17 protein-coding genes and 1 tRNA gene are annotated in these 16,559 nt (G+C 71.4%); 11 read left to right on the top strand and 7 right to left on the bottom strand.

What is annotated here, in order from left to right; genetic code table 11:
* Positions 1 to 43 precede the first annotated feature (43 nt).
* Together AB0927_RS29230 and phoU are read right to left on the bottom strand one after the other, a co-directional pair.
* On the bottom strand, positions 44 to 199 hold the full coding sequence (locus AB0927_RS29230) for a hypothetical protein (RefSeq protein WP_366670748.1): 156 nt from the start codon (positions 197 to 199) through the stop codon (positions 44 to 46).
* 152 nt (positions 200 to 351) lie between these two features.
* Positions 352 to 1,041 carry a phosphate signaling complex protein PhoU gene (gene phoU / locus AB0927_RS29225; protein ID WP_366670747.1) on the bottom strand — a complete coding sequence of 230 codons (690 nt, stop codon included), beginning with the start codon at positions 1,039 to 1,041 and terminating at the stop codon, positions 352 to 354.
* Positions 1,042 to 1,266: 225 nt separating this feature from the next.
* On the opposite strand from phoU, the gene AB0927_RS29220 reads away from it, so the two are divergent.
* Together AB0927_RS29220 and AB0927_RS29215 are read left to right on the top strand one after the other, a co-directional pair.
* Positions 1,267 to 2,571: an ATP-binding protein gene (locus AB0927_RS29220; RefSeq protein ID WP_366670746.1), complete on the top strand. Its 1,305-nt coding sequence runs from the start codon at positions 1,267 to 1,269 to the stop codon at positions 2,569 to 2,571.
* On the top strand, positions 2,568 to 3,248 hold the full coding sequence (locus AB0927_RS29215; protein ID WP_037653407.1) for a response regulator transcription factor: 681 nt from the start codon (positions 2,568 to 2,570) through the stop codon (positions 3,246 to 3,248). Before AB0927_RS29220 ends, AB0927_RS29215 begins: the two co-directional genes overlap by 4 nt.
* 90 nt (positions 3,249 to 3,338) lie before the next feature.
* On the opposite strand, the gene AB0927_RS29210 is transcribed toward AB0927_RS29215, so the two are convergent.
* Positions 3,339 to 4,043 (bottom strand): DUF461 domain-containing protein, encoded by a 705-nt coding sequence (locus tag AB0927_RS29210; protein ID WP_366670745.1) that lies wholly within the window; start codon positions 4,041 to 4,043, stop codon positions 3,339 to 3,341.
* A 615-nt stretch (positions 4,044 to 4,658) separates the two neighbouring features.
* Between AB0927_RS29210 and AB0927_RS29205 the strand changes: the two genes are divergently transcribed.
* From AB0927_RS29205 to AB0927_RS29175, 7 genes are all read left to right on the top strand, one after another.
* Positions 4,659 to 5,141, top strand: coding sequence for a CarD family transcriptional regulator (locus tag AB0927_RS29205; RefSeq protein WP_003953493.1), 483 nt, complete (start codon positions 4,659 to 4,661; stop codon positions 5,139 to 5,141).
* A 367-nt stretch (positions 5,142 to 5,508) separates the two neighbouring features.
* On the top strand, positions 5,509 to 6,282 hold the full coding sequence (gene ispD, locus AB0927_RS29200) for a 2-C-methyl-D-erythritol 4-phosphate cytidylyltransferase (protein WP_366670744.1): 774 nt from the start codon (positions 5,509 to 5,511) through the stop codon (positions 6,280 to 6,282).
* A complete protein-coding gene (ispF, locus tag AB0927_RS29195) occupies positions 6,272 to 6,763 on the top strand; it encodes a 2-C-methyl-D-erythritol 2,4-cyclodiphosphate synthase (RefSeq protein ID WP_366670743.1) in 492 nt (163 codons plus the stop codon). The genes ispD and ispF overlap by 11 nt, the downstream gene beginning before the upstream one ends.
* An 86-nt stretch (positions 6,764 to 6,849) precedes the next feature.
* On the top strand, positions 6,850 to 7,254 hold the full coding sequence (locus tag AB0927_RS29190; protein ID WP_366670742.1) for a PPOX class F420-dependent oxidoreductase: 405 nt from the start codon (positions 6,850 to 6,852) through the stop codon (positions 7,252 to 7,254).
* 124 nt (positions 7,255 to 7,378) lie between these two features.
* Positions 7,379 to 8,779: a cysteine--tRNA ligase gene (cysS, locus tag AB0927_RS29185; RefSeq protein WP_366670741.1), complete on the top strand. Its 1,401-nt coding sequence runs from the start codon at positions 7,379 to 7,381 to the stop codon at positions 8,777 to 8,779.
* 101 nt (positions 8,780 to 8,880) lie between these two features.
* Positions 8,881 to 9,822: a 23S rRNA (guanosine(2251)-2'-O)-methyltransferase RlmB gene (gene rlmB, locus AB0927_RS29180; RefSeq protein WP_366670740.1), complete on the top strand. Its 942-nt coding sequence runs from the start codon at positions 8,881 to 8,883 to the stop codon at positions 9,820 to 9,822.
* Positions 9,823 to 9,961: 139 nt separating this feature from the next.
* Positions 9,962 to 11,680 carry a DoxX family membrane protein gene (locus AB0927_RS29175; RefSeq protein WP_366670739.1) on the top strand — a complete coding sequence of 573 codons (1,719 nt, stop codon included), beginning with the start codon at positions 9,962 to 9,964 and terminating at the stop codon, positions 11,678 to 11,680.
* Positions 11,681 to 11,821: 141 nt separating this feature from the next.
* On the opposite strand, the gene AB0927_RS29170 is transcribed toward AB0927_RS29175, so the two are convergent.
* The 3 genes from AB0927_RS29170 to ugpC form a co-directional block, all read right to left on the bottom strand.
* Entirely contained in the window at positions 11,822 to 12,553 is a 732-nt protein-coding gene (locus AB0927_RS29170) for a nucleotidyltransferase family protein (RefSeq protein WP_366670738.1), read from the bottom strand.
* Positions 12,554 to 12,588: 35 nt separating this feature from the next.
* A complete protein-coding gene (locus AB0927_RS29165; RefSeq protein WP_366670737.1) occupies positions 12,589 to 13,047 on the bottom strand; it encodes a hypothetical protein in 459 nt (152 codons plus the stop codon).
* A gap of 161 nt (positions 13,048 to 13,208) precedes the next feature.
* On the bottom strand, positions 13,209 to 14,345 hold the full coding sequence (gene ugpC / locus AB0927_RS29160) for a sn-glycerol-3-phosphate ABC transporter ATP-binding protein UgpC (RefSeq protein ID WP_366670736.1): 1,137 nt from the start codon (positions 14,343 to 14,345) through the stop codon (positions 13,209 to 13,211).
* A 207-nt stretch (positions 14,346 to 14,552) separates the two neighbouring features.
* On the opposite strand from ugpC, the gene AB0927_RS29155 reads away from it, so the two are divergent.
* A tRNA-Thr gene (locus AB0927_RS29155) sits at positions 14,553 to 14,626 on the top strand.
* 172 nt (positions 14,627 to 14,798) lie between these two features.
* Positions 14,799 to 15,506, top strand: coding sequence for a carbon-nitrogen hydrolase family protein (locus AB0927_RS29150; RefSeq protein WP_366670735.1), 708 nt, complete (start codon positions 14,799 to 14,801; stop codon positions 15,504 to 15,506).
* Between the two features lie 82 nt (positions 15,507 to 15,588).
* Here the strand turns inward: AB0927_RS29150 and AB0927_RS29145 are convergent.
* Positions 15,589 to 16,559, bottom strand: a 971-nt coding sequence (locus AB0927_RS29145) for an Ig-like domain repeat protein (protein ID WP_366670734.1), incomplete at its 5' end; no start/stop codon positions are given.

The following is a 16,559-nucleotide window of genomic DNA, read 5'->3' as shown; positions in this document are numbered from 1 at the left end:
CGGTGCGAAGCGAGTTCACACCGGCCCTACGACGGTCCTGCCGTCAGCCGCACTGGCAGGGCGCGCCCGACTGGCAGCCGCAGCCGCAGCCGGAGCCGCAGCCGCACGCGGCGACCAGCGGCAGGCTCCTGATCTCGGTGGGCTGCTCGGTCTCGTGCTCCTGCGCGGGGTCGGGGGTGGTGCTGGGGGAGTCGGCCATGGGTCCCTCCTAGACGCCGGGCCTAGTTGCCGGGGCAGGCATGCCCTCACCCATTGCATGCCCGGCCGGCCGGGCGCATCAACGGCGCACGGAGGCGCCGCGCCCGGCCCCGCCACGGCTCGCGCCCCCCGACGGGATCCGCGAGGAAGGCCCTACGCGCCCTCGGCCCCAGTCACCGGCTGGATGTCCGGCTGGATCTCGTCCGCGTGCTCGCCGGTGACCAGGTAGACGACGCGCTTGGCGACGGCGACGGCGTGGTCGGCGTACCGCTCGTAGTAGCGGCCGAGCAGGGTGACGTCGACGGCCGTCTCGATGCCGTGCTTCCAGCGGTCGTCGATGAGGTGCTGGAAGAGGGTGCGGTGCAGCAGGTCCATCTCGTCGTCGTCCTGCTCCAGCTGGAGCGCGAGGTCGACGTCCTTGGTCACGATGACCTCGGCGGCCTTGGCCATCAGACGCTGCGCGAGCTGGCCCATCTCCAGGATGGTCGCGTGCAGGTCCTGCGGGACGGCCCGCTCCGGGAAGCGCAGCCGGGTCAGCTTCGCCACGTGCTGGGCGAGGTCGCCGGAGCGCTCCAGGTCGGCCGACATCCGCAGGGAGGTGACGACGATGCGCAGGTCCGTCGCCACCGGCTGCTGCCGGGCCAGCAGGGCTATCGCCCGGGCCTCCAGGTCGTGCTGGAGCTCGTCGACCTTCTGGTCCGCCTCGATCACGCTCTCGGCGAGCTTCAGGTCGGCGTCCAGCATGGCGGTCGTGGCGCGTCCGATCGCCGAGCCGGCCAGCCGGGCCATCTCCACCAGGCCGTCGCCGATCGAGTCCAGTTCCTCGTGGTACGCGTCCCGCATCAGGGTTCCCTCTCGTATACGTGCTTCCGGGGGGTCGGTGTCCGGGGGCCCGGCGGCAGAACCGGCGGTGCGAACCCCACGCTCTCACGTTCCGCTCCGTACGCGTCCGTTTCCGGCTTCCCGAATGAACCGGTACTGGCTCCAAGGTGAACTCTGGGCGACGAGTGTTCGAGGTCGCACCCTGACGGCTGGGGTCATGTCGTACCCCATGCCTAACCTGGACGCATGGACGTGAACGCGGCGGTCGCCGCAGCGGCAGCGATCGCCGGGGTGCTCACCGGTGTCATCGCCATGCTGGCGTTCCGCTGGAGCGAACGCGACCAGAAGCGACCGACCAGGACTTCCTTGCACACCGATCCCGTACTCCCGCCCGGCGTGGACACCGTTCTCTCGGTGCTCCGCTCCTCCGCCGTCGTCCTCGACGAGGCCGACGCCGTCGTCAAGGCCAGTTCCGCCGCCTACGCCCTCGGCCTGGTGCGCGGCGGCAGACTCTCCATCGAACCCATGCTCCAGATGGCCCGCGACACCCGGCGGGACGGCGAGATACGCCAGGTCGAGCTGGATCTGCCCCGGCGCGGCAGCGGCCGCGGCGAGGCCCTCGCCGTCTCCGCGCGGGTCGCGCCGCTCGGCTCCCGCCTCGTCCTGCTGCTGGTCGAGGACCTGACCGAGGCCCGCCGGATCGAGGCCGTACGACGCGACTTCGTGGCGAACGTGAGCCATGAGCTGAAGACCCCGGTCGGCGCCCTCTCCCTGCTGTCGGAGGCCGTCATGGACGCCTCGGACGACCCCGAGGCCGTGGAGCGCTTCGCGGGTCGCATGCAGATCGAGGCGACCCGGCTGACCAACCTGGTGCAGGAGCTGATCGACCTGTCCCGGGTGCAGAACGACGACCCCCTGGAGGACGCCGAGCCCGTCCGGGTGGACGAGCTGGTCGCCGAGGCCGTCGACCGCTGCCGCCACCAGGCGGGCACCAAGCAGATCACCATGGCCACGAACGTGGCTGTGCCCGAAGGGCTCGACCGGGGGGCCGGCGGGCGCCGGGCGGGCACCGCCGGCCTGTATGTCTGGGGCAACCGGGGCCAGTTGGCCGCCGCCCTCGGCAACCTGGTCGAGAACGCGGTGAACTACTCCCCGGCCCGCACCCGGGTGGGCATCGCCGTCCGCCAGGTGAACGCCCCCGGCGGCGACATGATCGAGCTGGCGGTGACGGACCAGGGCATCGGCATCTCGGACCGGGACAAGGAGCGCATCTTCGAGCGCTTCTACCGCGTGGACCCGGCCCGTTCCCGGGCGACCGGCGGCACCGGTCTGGGTCTCGCCATCGTCAAGCACGTGGTCGCCTCGCACGGCGGGGAGGTCACGGTCTGGAGCGCCGAAGGCCAGGGCTCCACTTTCACCCTCAGGCTGCCGGAGGCGGGCGCGGCCCGCGACCGCGCGCCGCAGCATCAGGACCCCGGCCTCGACGACGAGGCCGGCCCCATCGAGCCATCCCCGTACGAACCGCTTCCCTCCCCGGAGGTCCTTCCGTGACCCGAGTGCTCGTCGTCGAGGACGAGGAGTCCTTCTCCGACGCTCTGTCCTACATGCTGCGCAAGGAGGGCTTCGAGGTGGCCGTGGCGGCCACCGGCCCCGACGGCCTCGACGAGTTCGAGCGCAACGGCGCCGACCTCGTCCTCCTCGACCTGATGCTGCCGGGCCTGCCCGGCACCGAGGTCTGCCGCCAGCTGCGCGGCCGCTCGAACGTCCCCGTGATCATGGTGACCGCGAAGGACAGCGAGATCGACAAGGTCGTCGGGCTGGAGATAGGAGCCGACGACTACGTCACCAAGCCCTTCTCCTCCCGCGAGCTGGTCGCCCGCATCCGCGCGGTGCTGCGCCGCCGCGGCGAGCCGGAGGAGGTCACCCCGGCCGCCCTGGAGGCCGGTCCGGTGCGCATGGACGTCGACCGGCACGTGGTGACCGTCGGCGGCGCCAAGGTCGACCTGCCGCTCAAGGAGTTCGACCTGCTGGAGATGCTGCTGCGCAACGCCGGCCGGGTGCTGACCCGGATGCAGCTCATCGACCGCGTCTGGGGCGCCGACTACGTGGGCGACACCAAGACCCTGGACGTCCACGTCAAGCGCCTGCGGGCCAAGATCGAGCCGGACCCGGGCGCGCCGCGCTACCTGGTGACGGTGCGCGGCCTGGGCTACAAGTTCGAGCCGTAGACCGTAGGCCCCGCGTGAAAAGGGCGGCATCCCCGAGAGGGTGCCGCCCTTTTCACGCGTGCGAGGTGTACGAGGCTGTCGTACGACCGCTCACTGGCCCGCGCCGGCCGACTGCGACGCCGAGTCGCTCGGGGCCGCGCCGGTGCCTGTGGTGCCCGTGGTGGCCGTGGCGGTGCCGCCCGCGCTCGCGCTCGACGAGGGGTTCGCGCCGTCCTGCTTGCCCGGCTTGGCGCTGCCGGAGGCGGTGGCGCCGGGGGCCGGGGAGCCGGCGGGGGCGGTCGGGGCCTTGGCCGGGCCCCACTTGTCGAAGTAGCTGGTGGCCGGCACCACGAAGGCGTTCAGGCTGACCTGGCCGGTCTTGCTGAAGGTGAAGGTGACCTTCTGGGCGTTGCCGTCCTGCACGGCCTGGTGGCCGCCGGGGATCTCGGCGGAGGCGTTGTTCGGGCCGCCCAGGACCAGCGAGCCGTGCGCCGGGACGGTCAGGCTGCCGCCCTTGGCGGGGGTCAGCTTCGCGGTGGCGCTGGTGCCCGGGATGCTGACCGACTGGAGGGTCTGGTCGTCGGCGCCCGTGTTGAACAGCGTCGCGGAGACCACGGCCGGGCCGGTCGACTTCAGGTCGGGCTGGGTGATGACCAGCGCGTTCTGGACCTTGATGTCGCCGACGCTGGTCGCCGCGTTGTCCGGCTTGACCTGGAGGGTCTGCGAGTCGTTGCCGGCGCCGCAGGCGGCGAGCGAGGCGATCGAGAAGGCAATGGCGGAAGCGGCGAGGGCGCCGCGTCGAAGGCTGCTGCTCATCGCGGCGGCAACTCCTTGAACGCAGGGGCGGCTTCCTTGTAAAGCCACCCTAAGTGTCTGTCGGCGGCTTCAGGTTACCGAGCCGTTCCCGCGTGACCGAACCCGACCCTCCTCCTGGAGCGGGGCTTCCCGCCAGGTGGGGGTACGCGCGCGCCCGTCGGCACGCAGGTCACAGTGGTCACAAGCGCCTCTTCAGCCACTTTGCCGAGGTCGCGTACGCCATTCGCATAACCGCGCGCAAAATTTCCGTGAAGGAATGCGCGGCCGTCCCGATATTGATCACCGGATCACCCGTCCGGCCGTGGCTGATCAATTCCGGAATCGGCTCGCATCGGGCCCGCGGCCTCCGAACGGAGTAGCGGAAGTCGTACGCTAGGAAGTGGACAAATCGGGACGTTCATCCACTTGGAGTGCGGCCTTGAGGTGTGTAACGTACGCGTTTCACCCTGTCCGGACAGCCCCTCCGACCTGCGAATTCCCGCCCCCGAGGGCTCCTCGCAGCACGTTCCGGTTGCTGTTGTCAAGCCCCGAGATATGCCCTGACCTGCGAAAACGCCATTCAGAAGACGCCGTATCCGTGTTACCCTGGATAGCCACGGAAGGGGTACCTGTCACATGACGTTCAAGGTTGGCGACACCGTGGTCTATCCCCATCACGGGGCCGCGCTGATCGAGGCCATCGAAACTCGCCAGATCAAAGGCGTGGACAAGACCTACTTGGTGTTGAAGGTCGCCCAGGGTGACCTCACAGTGCGTGTGCCTGCGGACAATGCGGAGTTCGTGGGTGTGCGTGATGTGGTCGGTCAGGACGGACTGGACCGGGTCTTCGAGGTGCTGCGCGCGCCGTACGCCGAGGAGCCCACGAACTGGTCCCGTCGCTACAAGGCAAACCTGGAGAAGCTCGCCTCCGGCGATGTCATCAAGGTCGCGGAAGTCGTGCGTGACCTGTGGCGTCGCGAGCGCGAGCGCGGACTGTCCGCCGGTGAGAAGCGCATGCTCGCCAAGGCCCGCCAGATCCTGGTGAGCGAGCTCGCTCTCGCGGAGAACACGAACGAGGACAAGGCCGAGGCCCTGCTCGACGAGGTGCTCGCCTCCTGACGTGCCCATGCCGTGGGTGGCGTCCCCGGCGAACGGCTGATTAACCGATCGGTCCTGCCCCTCGCCCCCACTCCCCGCACGCTCAGCATCAGTGCTGCCGCACGCTCTCAGCACAGCGAAAATGCCGCGGTGCCCGATGACACTCAACCTGTCGCCGGGCGCTGCGGCATCTTCGTCCCCGCGGCGCCGTCTGTGGCGTACCCCCCGGGAAGCCCCCGAAAACGACAGCGGGCCCCCGATACTCGAGGTGCCGGGCCCGGTGGACGGCTCGACCAGGGTCACGGAAAGGGTCCGGTCAGGGCGTCGCGCCCGGCACTCCTCCAGGCCATACCCAACTAGGTCGAGCACACAAACCTGACAGGAACCGATGTCTGACGAATCGCGTCCCTCGCCCGCGCAGCCGCCCCTGGCACCCGCGGGAACCGCCGTCGCCGCCGTGATTCCCGCCGCCGGCCGGGGCGTACGGCTCGGGCCGGGCGCCCCCAAGGCGCTCCGCGCGCTCAGCGGCACGCCCATGCTCATCCACGCGGTGCACGCCCTGGCCGCCTCCCGCCACGTCTCCCTCGTGATCGTGGTCGCCCCGCCGGACGGCCCCGGCGAGGTCAAGTCCCTGCTCGACGCGCACGCGCTGCCCGAGCGCACCGACTTCCTGGTCGTCCCGGGCGGCGAGACCCGCCAGGAGTCGGTCGCGCTCGGCCTCGCGGCCGTACCGCCCGAGTACGGCGTCGTCCTCGTCCACGACGCGGCCCGCCCGCTGGTCCCGGTGGACACCGTGGACGCCGTCATCGAGGCCGTGCGCGACGGGGCCCCGGCGGTCGTCCCGGCGCTGCCGCTGGCCGACACGGTCAAGGAGGTCGAACCGGCCACCGAGCCCGGCGCGCCGGAACCGGTCGTCGCCACGCCCGAGCGGGCCCGGCTGCGGGCCGTGCAGACGCCCCAGGGCTTCGACCGCGCGACGCTGCTGCGCGCGCACGAGACGGTGACCGAGGACGTCACGGACGACGCGAGCATGGTGGAGCAGCTCGGTCTGCCCGTGGTGACGGTTCCCGGCCACGAGGAGGCGTTCAAGGTGACCCGCCCGCTCGACCTGGTCCTCGCCGAGGCGGTCCTGGCCCGCAGGAGGCTGAACGATGGCTACTGAGACGGTGCTTCCCCAGGTCGGCATCGGCACCGACATCCACGCCTTCGAGGAGGGCCGCGAGCTGTGGTGCGCCGGCCTGAAGTGGGAGGGCGAGGGGCCGGGACTGGCCGGGCACTCCGACGCGGACGTGGTCGCGCACGCCGCCTGCAACGCGTTGTTCTCCGCGGCCGGGCTCGGTGACCTCGGGCAGCACTTCGGCACCGGGCGGCCCGAGTGGTCCGGCGCGTCCGGGGTCACGCTGCTCACCGAGGCCGCCCGGATCGTGCGCGCGGCGGGCTTCACCATCGGCAATGTCGCGGTGCAGGTGATCGGCCCCCGGCCGAAGATCGGCAAGCGGCGGGACGAGGCGCAGAAGATCCTCTCCGAGGCGGCCGGCGCGCCGGTGTCCGTCTCCGGCGCCACGACCGACGGCCTCGGCTTCCCGGGGCGCGACGAGGGGCTGATGGCGGTGGCGACGGCGCTGGTGGCGCGGGTGGCCTGAACCCGTGCCTCCTGGTGCGGGTGAGCCCAGAGCGTGCGAGGGTACCCGGAGAGTCACCGCTGACCATGGCCTCCGGGAGGTTCCCCATGTCCGCCGCCCTGTCCGACCGGCTCAAGTCCCTGCTCGACGGCAAGGTGTTCATCGTCGTCGGCACCATCCAGTCCGACGGCAGCCCGCAGATGTCCCCGGTCTGGGTGAAGCGGGACGGCGAGGACATCCTCTTCTCCACCACGGCCGACCGCCGCAAGAAGCTGAACCTCGACCGTGACCCCCGCGTCACCGTCGTCGTCATGAACCCGGACCAGCCCTACGAGTACGCCGAGATCCGCGGCACCGCCGAACTGACCACCGACGGCGGCCAGTCCCTCATCGACGAACTGAGCCTCAAGTACACGGGCAAGAAGTACGCCGAGTTCAACCCGGAGGCGGCGAAGGACGCGGAGCGGGTCGTCGTGCGGATCACGCCGCGCAAGGTCGTCGGACGGCTCTGAGACCCCGCGCGCGATTCGCGGCGGGCCCGGGCGGAGGGTACGAACCCGGCGCGCCGGGCGAAACGGTCGCCGTAAAGAGGGGAAGGGGCGTGAGGCACCGGGTCGCGCCCACTACTCTGGAGTGGTGACCATTCGCCTGTACGACACCAGCGCCCGGCAGATCCGTGACTTCGACCCGGTCAAGCCGGGCTGTGTCTCGATCTACCTGTGTGGTGCCACCGTGCAGGCGGCCCCGCACATCGGGCACATCCGCTCGGGCCTCAACTTCGACATCATGCGCCGCTGGTTCGAATACCGCGGCTACGAGGTGACGTTCGTCCGGAACGTGACGGACATCGACGACAAGATCATCACCAAGGCCGGGGAACAGGGCCGCCCGTGGTGGTCCATCGGCTACGAGAACGAGCGGGCGTTCAACGACGGCTACACCGCCCTCGGCTGCCTCCCCCCGACCTACGAGCCTCGCGCCACCGGCCATGTCACCGAGATGGTCGAGATGATGCGCACCCTCATCGAGCGCGGGCACGCCTACGAGGCCGACGGCAGCGTCTACTTCGACGTGCGCTCCTGGCCCTCCTACCTGGAGCTGTCCAAGCAGGACCTGGACGAGATGCGCCAGCCCTCCGAGGAGGGCATCACCGGCAAGCGCGACTCCCGCGACTTCGCCATGTGGAAGGCCACCAAGCCCGGCGAGCCCGACTGGGAGACCCCGTGGGGCCGCGGCCGCCCCGGCTGGCACCTGGAGTGCTCGGCGATGGCCCACAAGTACCTGGGCTCCGCCTTCGACATCCACGGCGGCGGCCTGGACCTGATCTTCCCGCACCACGAGAACGAGATCGCGCAGGCCAAGGCCTTCGGCGACGACTTCGCCCGGTACTGGGTGCACAACGCCTGGGTCACCATGAGCGGCGAGAAGATGTCCAAGTCGCTCGGCAACAGCGTGCTGGTCTCCGAGATGGTCAAGCAGTGGCGCCCCATCGTGCTCCGCTACTACCTGGGCACCCCGCACTACCGCTCGACCATCGAGTACAGCCAGGAGGCGCTGCGCGAGGCCGAGTCCGCCTTCGCGCGCATCGAGGGCTTCATCCAGCGCGTGACCGAGCTGGCCGGCAAGACCGTCGAGCCCGCCGCCGAGGTCCCGCCCGCCTTCGCCGAGGCGATGGACGACGACCTGGGCGTCCCCGGCGCCCTCGCCGTGGTGCACACCACCGTCCGCCAGGGCAACAGCGCGCTCGCCGCCGACGACAAGGACACCGCGGTCGCCCGCCTCGCCGAGGTGCGCGCCATGCTCGGCGTCCTCGGCCTCGACCCGCTGGACGAGCAGTGGTCCGGCGAGTCCGGCCAGAGCGAGGATCTGAACGGCGTGGTCGACAGCCTCGTACGGCTCGTCCTCGACCAGCGCGAGTCCGCCCGGGCCCGCAAGGACTGGGCCACCGCCGACGCCATCCGCGACCAGCTCGCGCAGGCCGGGCTGGCCATCGAGGACAGCCCGCAGGGCCCGCGCTGGACCCTGGCCTCGCGCTAGCCGCACCGGGCCCGGCCCTTGATCGATTGTGCCGCCCGGCCCCCCGGGCGGCACACTGCATAAGACGTACGTACGAACAAAGCTCACGGAACAGGTGACTCATGGCCGCGAACAACCGCCGCATGTCCGGCAAGAAGGGCGCGCAGGTCGGCAGCGGCGGCCAGCGGCGCCGGGGCCTGGAGGGCAAGGGCCCGACCCCGCCCGCCGAGATGCGCAAGGGGCACGTCAAGCAGCGCGCCGCCGCCGCGAAGGTCCGCCGCGCGCAGGGCCGCCCGCCGCAGCGCCGGGGCGGTGGCCGGTCGACGTCCGAGCTGGTCGTCGGCCGTAACCCGGTGGTCGAGGCGCTGCGCGAGGGCGTGCCCGCGTCGACCCTCTACGTGCAGCAGTTCATCGACAACGACGAGCGCGTCCGCGAGGCCCTCCAGCTCGCCGCCGAGCGGGGCGGCATCAACCTCATGGAGGCCCCGCGCCCCGAGCTGGACCGCATGACCAACGGCCTCAACCACCAGGGCCTGGTCCTCCAGGTCCCGCCGTACGAGTACGCGCACCCCGAGGACCTGCTCGACGCCGCCGCCGACGAGGGGGCGGACCCGCTGGTCGTCGCGCTCGACGGGGTCACCGACCCGCGCAACCTCGGTGCGGTCGTCCGCTCGGTCTCCGCGTTCGGCGGCCACGGCGTGATCGTGCCCGAGCGCCGCTCGGCCGGCATGACCGCCGGTGCCTGGAAGACCTCCGCCGGCGCGGCCGCCCGTACCCCGGTGGCCCGCGCCACCAACCTCACCCGGGTGCTGGAGCAGTACAAGAAGGCGGGCGTCACGGTCGTCGGCCTGGCCGCGGACGGCGAGGCCGCGCTCGGCGACCTGGAGGCCCTCCAGGGCCCGGTCGTGATCGTGGTCGGCAGCGAGGGCAAGGGCCTGTCCCGGCTGGTCGGCGAGACCTGTGACGTCCGGGTGCGCATCCCGATGCCGGGCGGCACCGAGTCCCTCAACGCCGGTGTGGCCGCGGGCATCGTGCTGTACGAGGCGTCCCGCAGGCGGAGCTGACCGCGGGCGGAACACCCGTCCGCAAGTTCACCCTTGCGAGGGAATTCCGGCGTCCATATGGCGTTGGACGCTGCTTTGACGGGGCCCGGACACATCCGGCCGGTCAAAGCAGTGTCCTAACTCCACGTCACTCGGTTAGATGAGTGTGGACACCAGAACACCCCGCACACCCACGGGGGACCGCTCGTCGGGATTCGACGACGACGCTCCCGCGCTGAGCATGGTGAAGGTGCCGAGCGATCCGGCGCAGGTCATCGTCAACCACGCCAGCTTCCGCGTGCAGTTGGGCGCGTCGGCCGGGCGCACCCGGTCCGCCCGGATCGCCCGCCATCTCAGCGCCTCCGTCGACACCGCCCGGATGCCCGTCGCGGGCCAGGCGGGCGGGGCCGGCACCGGCCGTCGCCGGCCCGTCGTGTGGAGCGGCCGGTCCGCGCCCGACGACACCGGCGCCCACCGGCTCCTCCAGGCCGCGCGGGGCAGCATCGTCCGCCACACCGACGAGCCCGACACCGGCGCCACCCGGGTCATCCCGCGCGCCGGCACCACCGGCTACGACGAGGCGTACGACACGCTGGACCAGACCGTCGAGACCCCCGCGGTCGGTCACCAGCGCACCGCCGGGGACGACGGGGGCACCCGCCTGCTGCCGCACATGCGCAGCGGGTCGTACGACCAACGGCCGTACCCGCGACCGGACTTCGGCCGCGACGACGAGTACGGCGACGGTTCCGCGGAGTCGTACCCGCCGTACCCCCCGGACTACGACGACCCGGACTACGACGACCAGGACTACGACGACGACGACCCCGACGCCCCGCGCTCCGCCAAGCGGCGCGGGGACGACCCGGCCCGGCACGCCTACTACCCCGGCCGCCGGATGAACCTCGGCGTGGTGCTGCTCCCGCTGCGCGTCTTCCTGGGCTTCATCTCGATCTACACCGGCATGGGCAAGCTGTGCGACCCCGTCTACTTCGACGGCGGCAAACGCGGCTCCATGGTCACCTGGCTCAACACCCTGCACCCGTGGGCCGTCGCCGAGCCGCTGCGCCAGTTCGCGCTGCACCACCCGGTCGGCTCGGGGCTCGTGATCGCCTTCCTCCAGGTCGTGGTGGGCGTGCTGACGATCCTCGGCTGCTGGCAGCGGGTGGCCGCGGTGGTCGGCGTGCTGCTGTCGGCCGCGCTGATCGTCACGGTCAGCTGGAAGACGGTCCCGGCGTACGACACCCCGGACATCATCTACCTGGCCGCCTGGTCCCCGCTGATCATCGCCGGTGCCCCCGTCTACTCGGTGGACGGCCGTCTCGCGGGCAGCGCCTGGCGGCGCCTCGGTCCCCGCTCGGACCTCTGGGAACTGCGCCGCTACGTGCTGCGCCGCGGCGCCCTGATCACGGCGGTGACCGTCGGACTCACCCTGCTCGTCGGCTCCCTGCTCGGCGGCGCGGTCCGCGACTCCAGCCGCGTGGTCGTGCCCGGCCCCGGCGAGGCGCCCCGCAACAACGTCCCGGGCTCCCCGCTGCCGGGCAAGCCCGGCACCCGGCCCCGGCACACCCCCTCGGCCCCGACCTCCCCCTCGGGCGGCGCCACGGCCGGCGCGAGCCCCTCCGGCGCGGCCACGACACCGGGCGCGAGCCACACCGCGGGCGGTACGGCCACCACCCCCGGCGCGACCCAGGGCACCAGTGGCCGGCTCCCCGTCCGCCGGTCCGCCCCCACGGGCGGCGCCCCCAGCACCACGGCGGGCCCGACCAGCACCGGCGGCACCGCCACCTCCGGCGGCTCCTCCCCGGGCGGCACCTCCACCTCGGGCGGCGGCGCCTCCACGGGCCAGCCGGGCGTGCTGGGCGGCCTGCTGGGCTGACGGAGCGGGCAGGAAGGAGAGGAGCCCCCGTACCGGAGAGGTACGGGGGCTCCTCGCGTTGTGCGGCTTGTGCTGTGCGGTGCCTTCGGGCGACCGGCGGTGCCTTCGCGTGACCGGCGACCGGCGACCAGCGGCTGGCGACTACCGCCCCAGCCCGGCCAGTTCCCTGGCCGCTTCCGTCAGGTCCTTCGCCGTGTCGATGGCCCGCCAGTACGCCCCCTGCGGCAGCGGGAACCCCGCGAGCTTCCGCTCCCGGGCGAGCCCCGGAAACGTGGTGCGCTCATGGTCGCCGCGCTCGGGCAGCAGGGAGGTGAACTCCGGGGAGAAGACGTACACACCGGCGTTGATCTCGAACGTGGACGGCGGGGCCTCGATGAAGTCGGTGATGTGCCCGAAGCCGTCGGTCTGCACCGCGCCCCAGGGAATCCGCGGCCGGGCCAGCGCCAGCGTCGCCACGGCGTCCCGCTCGGTGTGGAAGTCGGCCATGTCCCGCAGCGAGAAGCGGGTCCAGATGTCGCCGTTGGTGGCGTACCAGGGCCGGTCGGGGTGGAGGAGGTGCGCCGCGGCGAACTTGAGACCGCCGCCGCGGCCGAGGGGCTCGGTCTCCACGACGGTGTGGACGGAGACCGGAAGCTGGGCCGAGTCCAGCCAGTCCTGGAGGACCTCGGCGAGGTGGCCGCAGGAGACCACCACGTCCGTCACACCCTCTTCGGCGAGCCAGGTGAGCTGGTGGCCGATGATCGGAGTGCCCGTGCCGGGGATCTCGACCATCGGCTTGGGCCGGTCGTCGGTGTACGGACGCAAGCGCGAGCCCTGGCCACCGGCCAGGATCACGGCTTGAGTGGGGCGCGACGCGGCGTTCGGATGGGTCATGACCCGCACTGTACGTGGCGCCCCCCGGCCCGGCTTCAGGCGTGTGCGGCCAGCACCCCGGTGGCGAAGGAGGTGTCGCACACCGGGCGGGCGTACGACTGCGCGCGCGAGGCGCCGTAGATGCGCACCGCGGCGCGGCCGAGGGAGCGGGCGATGGAGGTGCAGTGCCGGGCGAGCGACGGGTGGCCGTTGACGGCCTCCTGGAGGTGGGTGAGGACCACGCCGGGGTTCTCTTCGCGCAGCTCGCTCATCAGGCGGTCGCGCAGCACGTCCTCGGGGGCGTGGGCGGCCGCCTTGGGGGCGACCTCCGACGAGGTGATGTCGGAGGCGGTGAGCACCGAGCCGGCGGGGCTTCCCGTCCAGTTGACCAGGGTGACCGCGAGGGTTCCCGAGAGCACCAGGACGACGGGCAGGACGAGGGCGAGGGAGCGGCCGATCCGGCGGGCAGGGCCCCGGTGGCTGCGTCGCGTCTGAAGGGTGGTGGAGTGCTTCACGCGTGTGAGGGTAGCGGCCGGTAATGACGCGAGAACATTCCGTCACTCTTACGGGGGATGAGAAAGTGCGGTTTTCGGGGTAGGGGGTTGACGGCCCGGCCGGAACGATCATGCGAAGAGGGCCCCGCGGCGTACCGCGGGGCCCTCTCTCGGGACGGTGCTCAGTCGGACAGGCGCTCGCCCGTGGACGTGGAGAACACGTGGGTCTCGCCGGGCCGCGGCACGACGTGCAGCGTGGCGCCCTTCTCCGGCACCTGGCGGCCGTTCACGCGCACGACCAGGTCGTTCAGGGTGCCGTCGATGTCGGCGCTGCCGTAGACGTAGCCGTCGGCGCCCAGCTCCTCGACGACGTTCACCGAGACGGCGAGGCCGGCCGGGGCGTCGGCGGCGTCCTTGGTCAGGGAGGCCGCGGCGGCGCCGCCGTGCTCCACGACGTCGAAGTGCTCCGGGCGCACGCCCACGGTCACCGTGCGGTCACCCTTGTCGGTGGCGGCCTTGAGGGCGTCGCGGTTGACGGGCACCACGCTGTTGCCGAACTTCACGCCGCCGTCGGTGATCGGGACCTCGACCAGGTTCATGGCCGGGGAGCCGATGAAGCCGGCGACGAAGAGGTTGGCGGGCTTGTCGTACATGTTGCGCGGGGTGTCGATCTGCTGGAGCAGACCGTCCTTGAGGACCGCCACGCGGTCGCCCATCGTCATGGCCTCGACCTGGTCGTGGGTGACGTAGACGGTGGTGATGCCGAGCCGGCGCTGGAGCGAGGCGATCTGGGTGCGGGTGGAGACGCGGAGCTTGGCGTCCAGGTTGGACAGCGGCTCGTCCATGAGGAAGACCTGGGGCTCGCGCACGATCGCGCGGCCCATCGCGACGCGCTGGCGCTGACCGCCGGACAGGGCCTTCGGCTTGCGGTCGAGGTACTCGGTGAGGTCGAGGATCTTCGCGGCCTCCTCGACCTTCTGCCGGATCTCCGCCTTGTTGACGCCGGCGATCTTGAGCGCGAAGCCCATGTTGTCGGCGACCGTCATGTGCGGGTAGAGCGCGTAGTTCTGGAACACCATGGCGATGTCCCGGTCCTTGGGCGGCAGGTGGGTGACGTCGCGGTCGCCGATGCGGATGGCGCCGCCGTTGACGTCCTCCAGGCCCGCGAGCATCCGCAGCGAGGTGGACTTGCCGCAGCCGGACGGGCCGACCAGGACGAGGAACTCGCCGTCCTCGATCGCGATGTCGAGCTTGTCGACGGCGGGCTTGGTGGAACCCGGGTAGATCCGGGTCGCCTGGTCGAACGTGACAGTGGCCATGGTGATGGGCCCCCTTCTACCGGCAGGAACGTGCCGGACGATCCGTTGTAGGAAGGTGGTTGCGTAGTCCACGCGAGTGAACCGATCGAGACGGTACCTGGCGTTCACTCGATCTGTCAGTACATGAGCGACTGTGAACTTCACGGAAATTCTCGCGGGGCCCGCCCTGTGACGTGGGTACACTGCACAGGCGCGTCCGCGCAGCACGCCTCCTTAGCTCAGCTGGTCAGAGCGCCGCTCTTGTAAAGCGAAGGTCGTCGGTTCGAATCCGACAGGGGGCTCTTCGAAACACCGTGTTGACCTGGGGTCCCTCCCCAGGGAGGCGCTTTACTCGGCCTCGGCCCCGGACTCCGTGGCCGGGGCCGATTGGGTGAGTGGTGCGGGAGCGGGCGCGGGATCATGACCTGCATAGACTGATCTGCGTGTCGCCTTGCCCACTGACCTGGAGTGCCGGTGCCTGAACCGTTGACCGTCGCCGTCTGTCAGCCCGGCTGTGTCGACCTGGATGTCGCCGCTAACGCCGCTCTGCACGCGGAGGCCGTGTTGAGGGCGGAGGCGCGTCTGGTGGTCTTCCCGGAGCTCTCGCTCACGGGCTACGACCTGGCCGCCCCGGCGGTGGCCGTGGACGACCCCCGGCTCGGTGTACTCGTCGAGGCGTGCCGCCGAACGGGAGCGATGGCGTTGGTCGGTGCTCCACTGCGGAGCGAGGACGGGCGTGAGCACATCGCGACCCTGGCCGTCACGGGCCAGGGTGCGGCGGGGACGTACGCGAAGATGCATCTGCACGGAGACGAAGGGATCCGCTTCACCCCGGGTGAGAAACCAGCAGTGCTGGAGATCGACGGGTGGCGGTTGGGACTCGCCGTGTGCCGCGATGCGGCGGTGCCGCAACACGCGGCGGAGACAGCGGCCCTGGGCATTGACGCATATGTGGCGAGCACGCTCTACGGCGCGGGCCCAGAGCAGTCGGCTCGCCGGGACGGGCACATGCAGGAGCGGGCAGCGGCGCACGGCGTATGGGTGGTGTTGTCGACCGCGGCGGGATCGAGCGGCGAGTACCGGGAGACCTCCGGCGGCTCCGGGATGTGGGCGCCCGACGGCACACTGGTGGCCCAGGCCGGACCCGAGGTCGGTGCCGTGGTGACCGAAACCCTCCGCTGACCGTTCGTGGCCGCCTCCCTGGTCTGTGGGAGAACCCCGCTCCGAGGGCTCCGGAGCGGGGTTCACGGTGGGGGGTTGAGGGTCAGGGCTTGACGGAGGTCTTCGCCTTTCCGTAGCCCTTGCCGTGGCCGCCGTGTTGCTTGCAGCAGTCGTCGTGCTTGCCGGCGGTCACCTGGATGGTGGCCGTGGCCTGGTTGCTGGTGACCTGGTTGCCGTCGGGGTCGGTCGCCGTCGCATGGGCGGTGTTGGTGACCTGGCAGCACACGCCCTTGCCGTTGCCGTAGCCGCCGCCCTTGGTGGTCTTCTTGCACGGGATGAGGTCGGTCTTGGTGACCGTGTAGGTGCCGTGGCAGGTGGTGCTCTCACCCGGTGCGAGGGTGGTCGTGGCGCAGGTGACGTGGGTGACGAGGTTGTCGGTCACGGTCACGTTGTGCAGGGTGGTGCCGCCGGTGTTGGTCACCGTGTACGCGTACTCGACCCGGTCCCCGACCTTGAACGGGCCGCGGGAGACGACCCGTTTGGCCAGGGTCAGTTCGGCGGCCGGCTGCTGTTGCTGGACGGTGATGGTGGCGGTGGCCTGGTCGCTGGCGACCTCCGGGCCGCTGGGATCGAAGGCCGTGGCCTGTGCCAGGTTGGTGAGTGTGCAGCCTCCGGTGGCCGGCTGGCAGGGGGTGATGTCGGCCTGGCTGATGGTGTGGCTGCCGTGGCAGGGGGTGCTCTGGCCGGGGAAGAGGACGGTCGTGTCGCAGGTGACGGCGGCGACCAGGTTGTCGTTGACCGTCACGTTGTACAGGAGGGTGTTACCGGTGTTGGTGACGGTGTAGGTGTACCGGACGGTGTCCCCGACCTGGAACGGACCGGCGGACTCCACCTGCTTGGTCAGGGTGAGGGACGCCTGCGGGGCCTCCTCGACGACCACCACGACCACCTCCGAGACCGAGGGCGGACAATCTTCGCTGCCCTGGTAGTGGGCGGTGATCTGGTGTGCGCCCAGGGGGAGGCTGGTGGTGGTGAGGGTGGCGGTGCCGTCGGCGTTGAGGGTGGCGGTGCCGA

Origin of the sequence: Streptomyces sp. NPDC048106 (assembly GCF_040706415.1) — a bacterium.
Taxonomy (GTDB): domain Bacteria; phylum Actinomycetota; class Actinomycetes; order Streptomycetales; family Streptomycetaceae; genus Streptomyces.
This window is presented reverse-complemented; position numbering and strand designations above follow the sequence as displayed.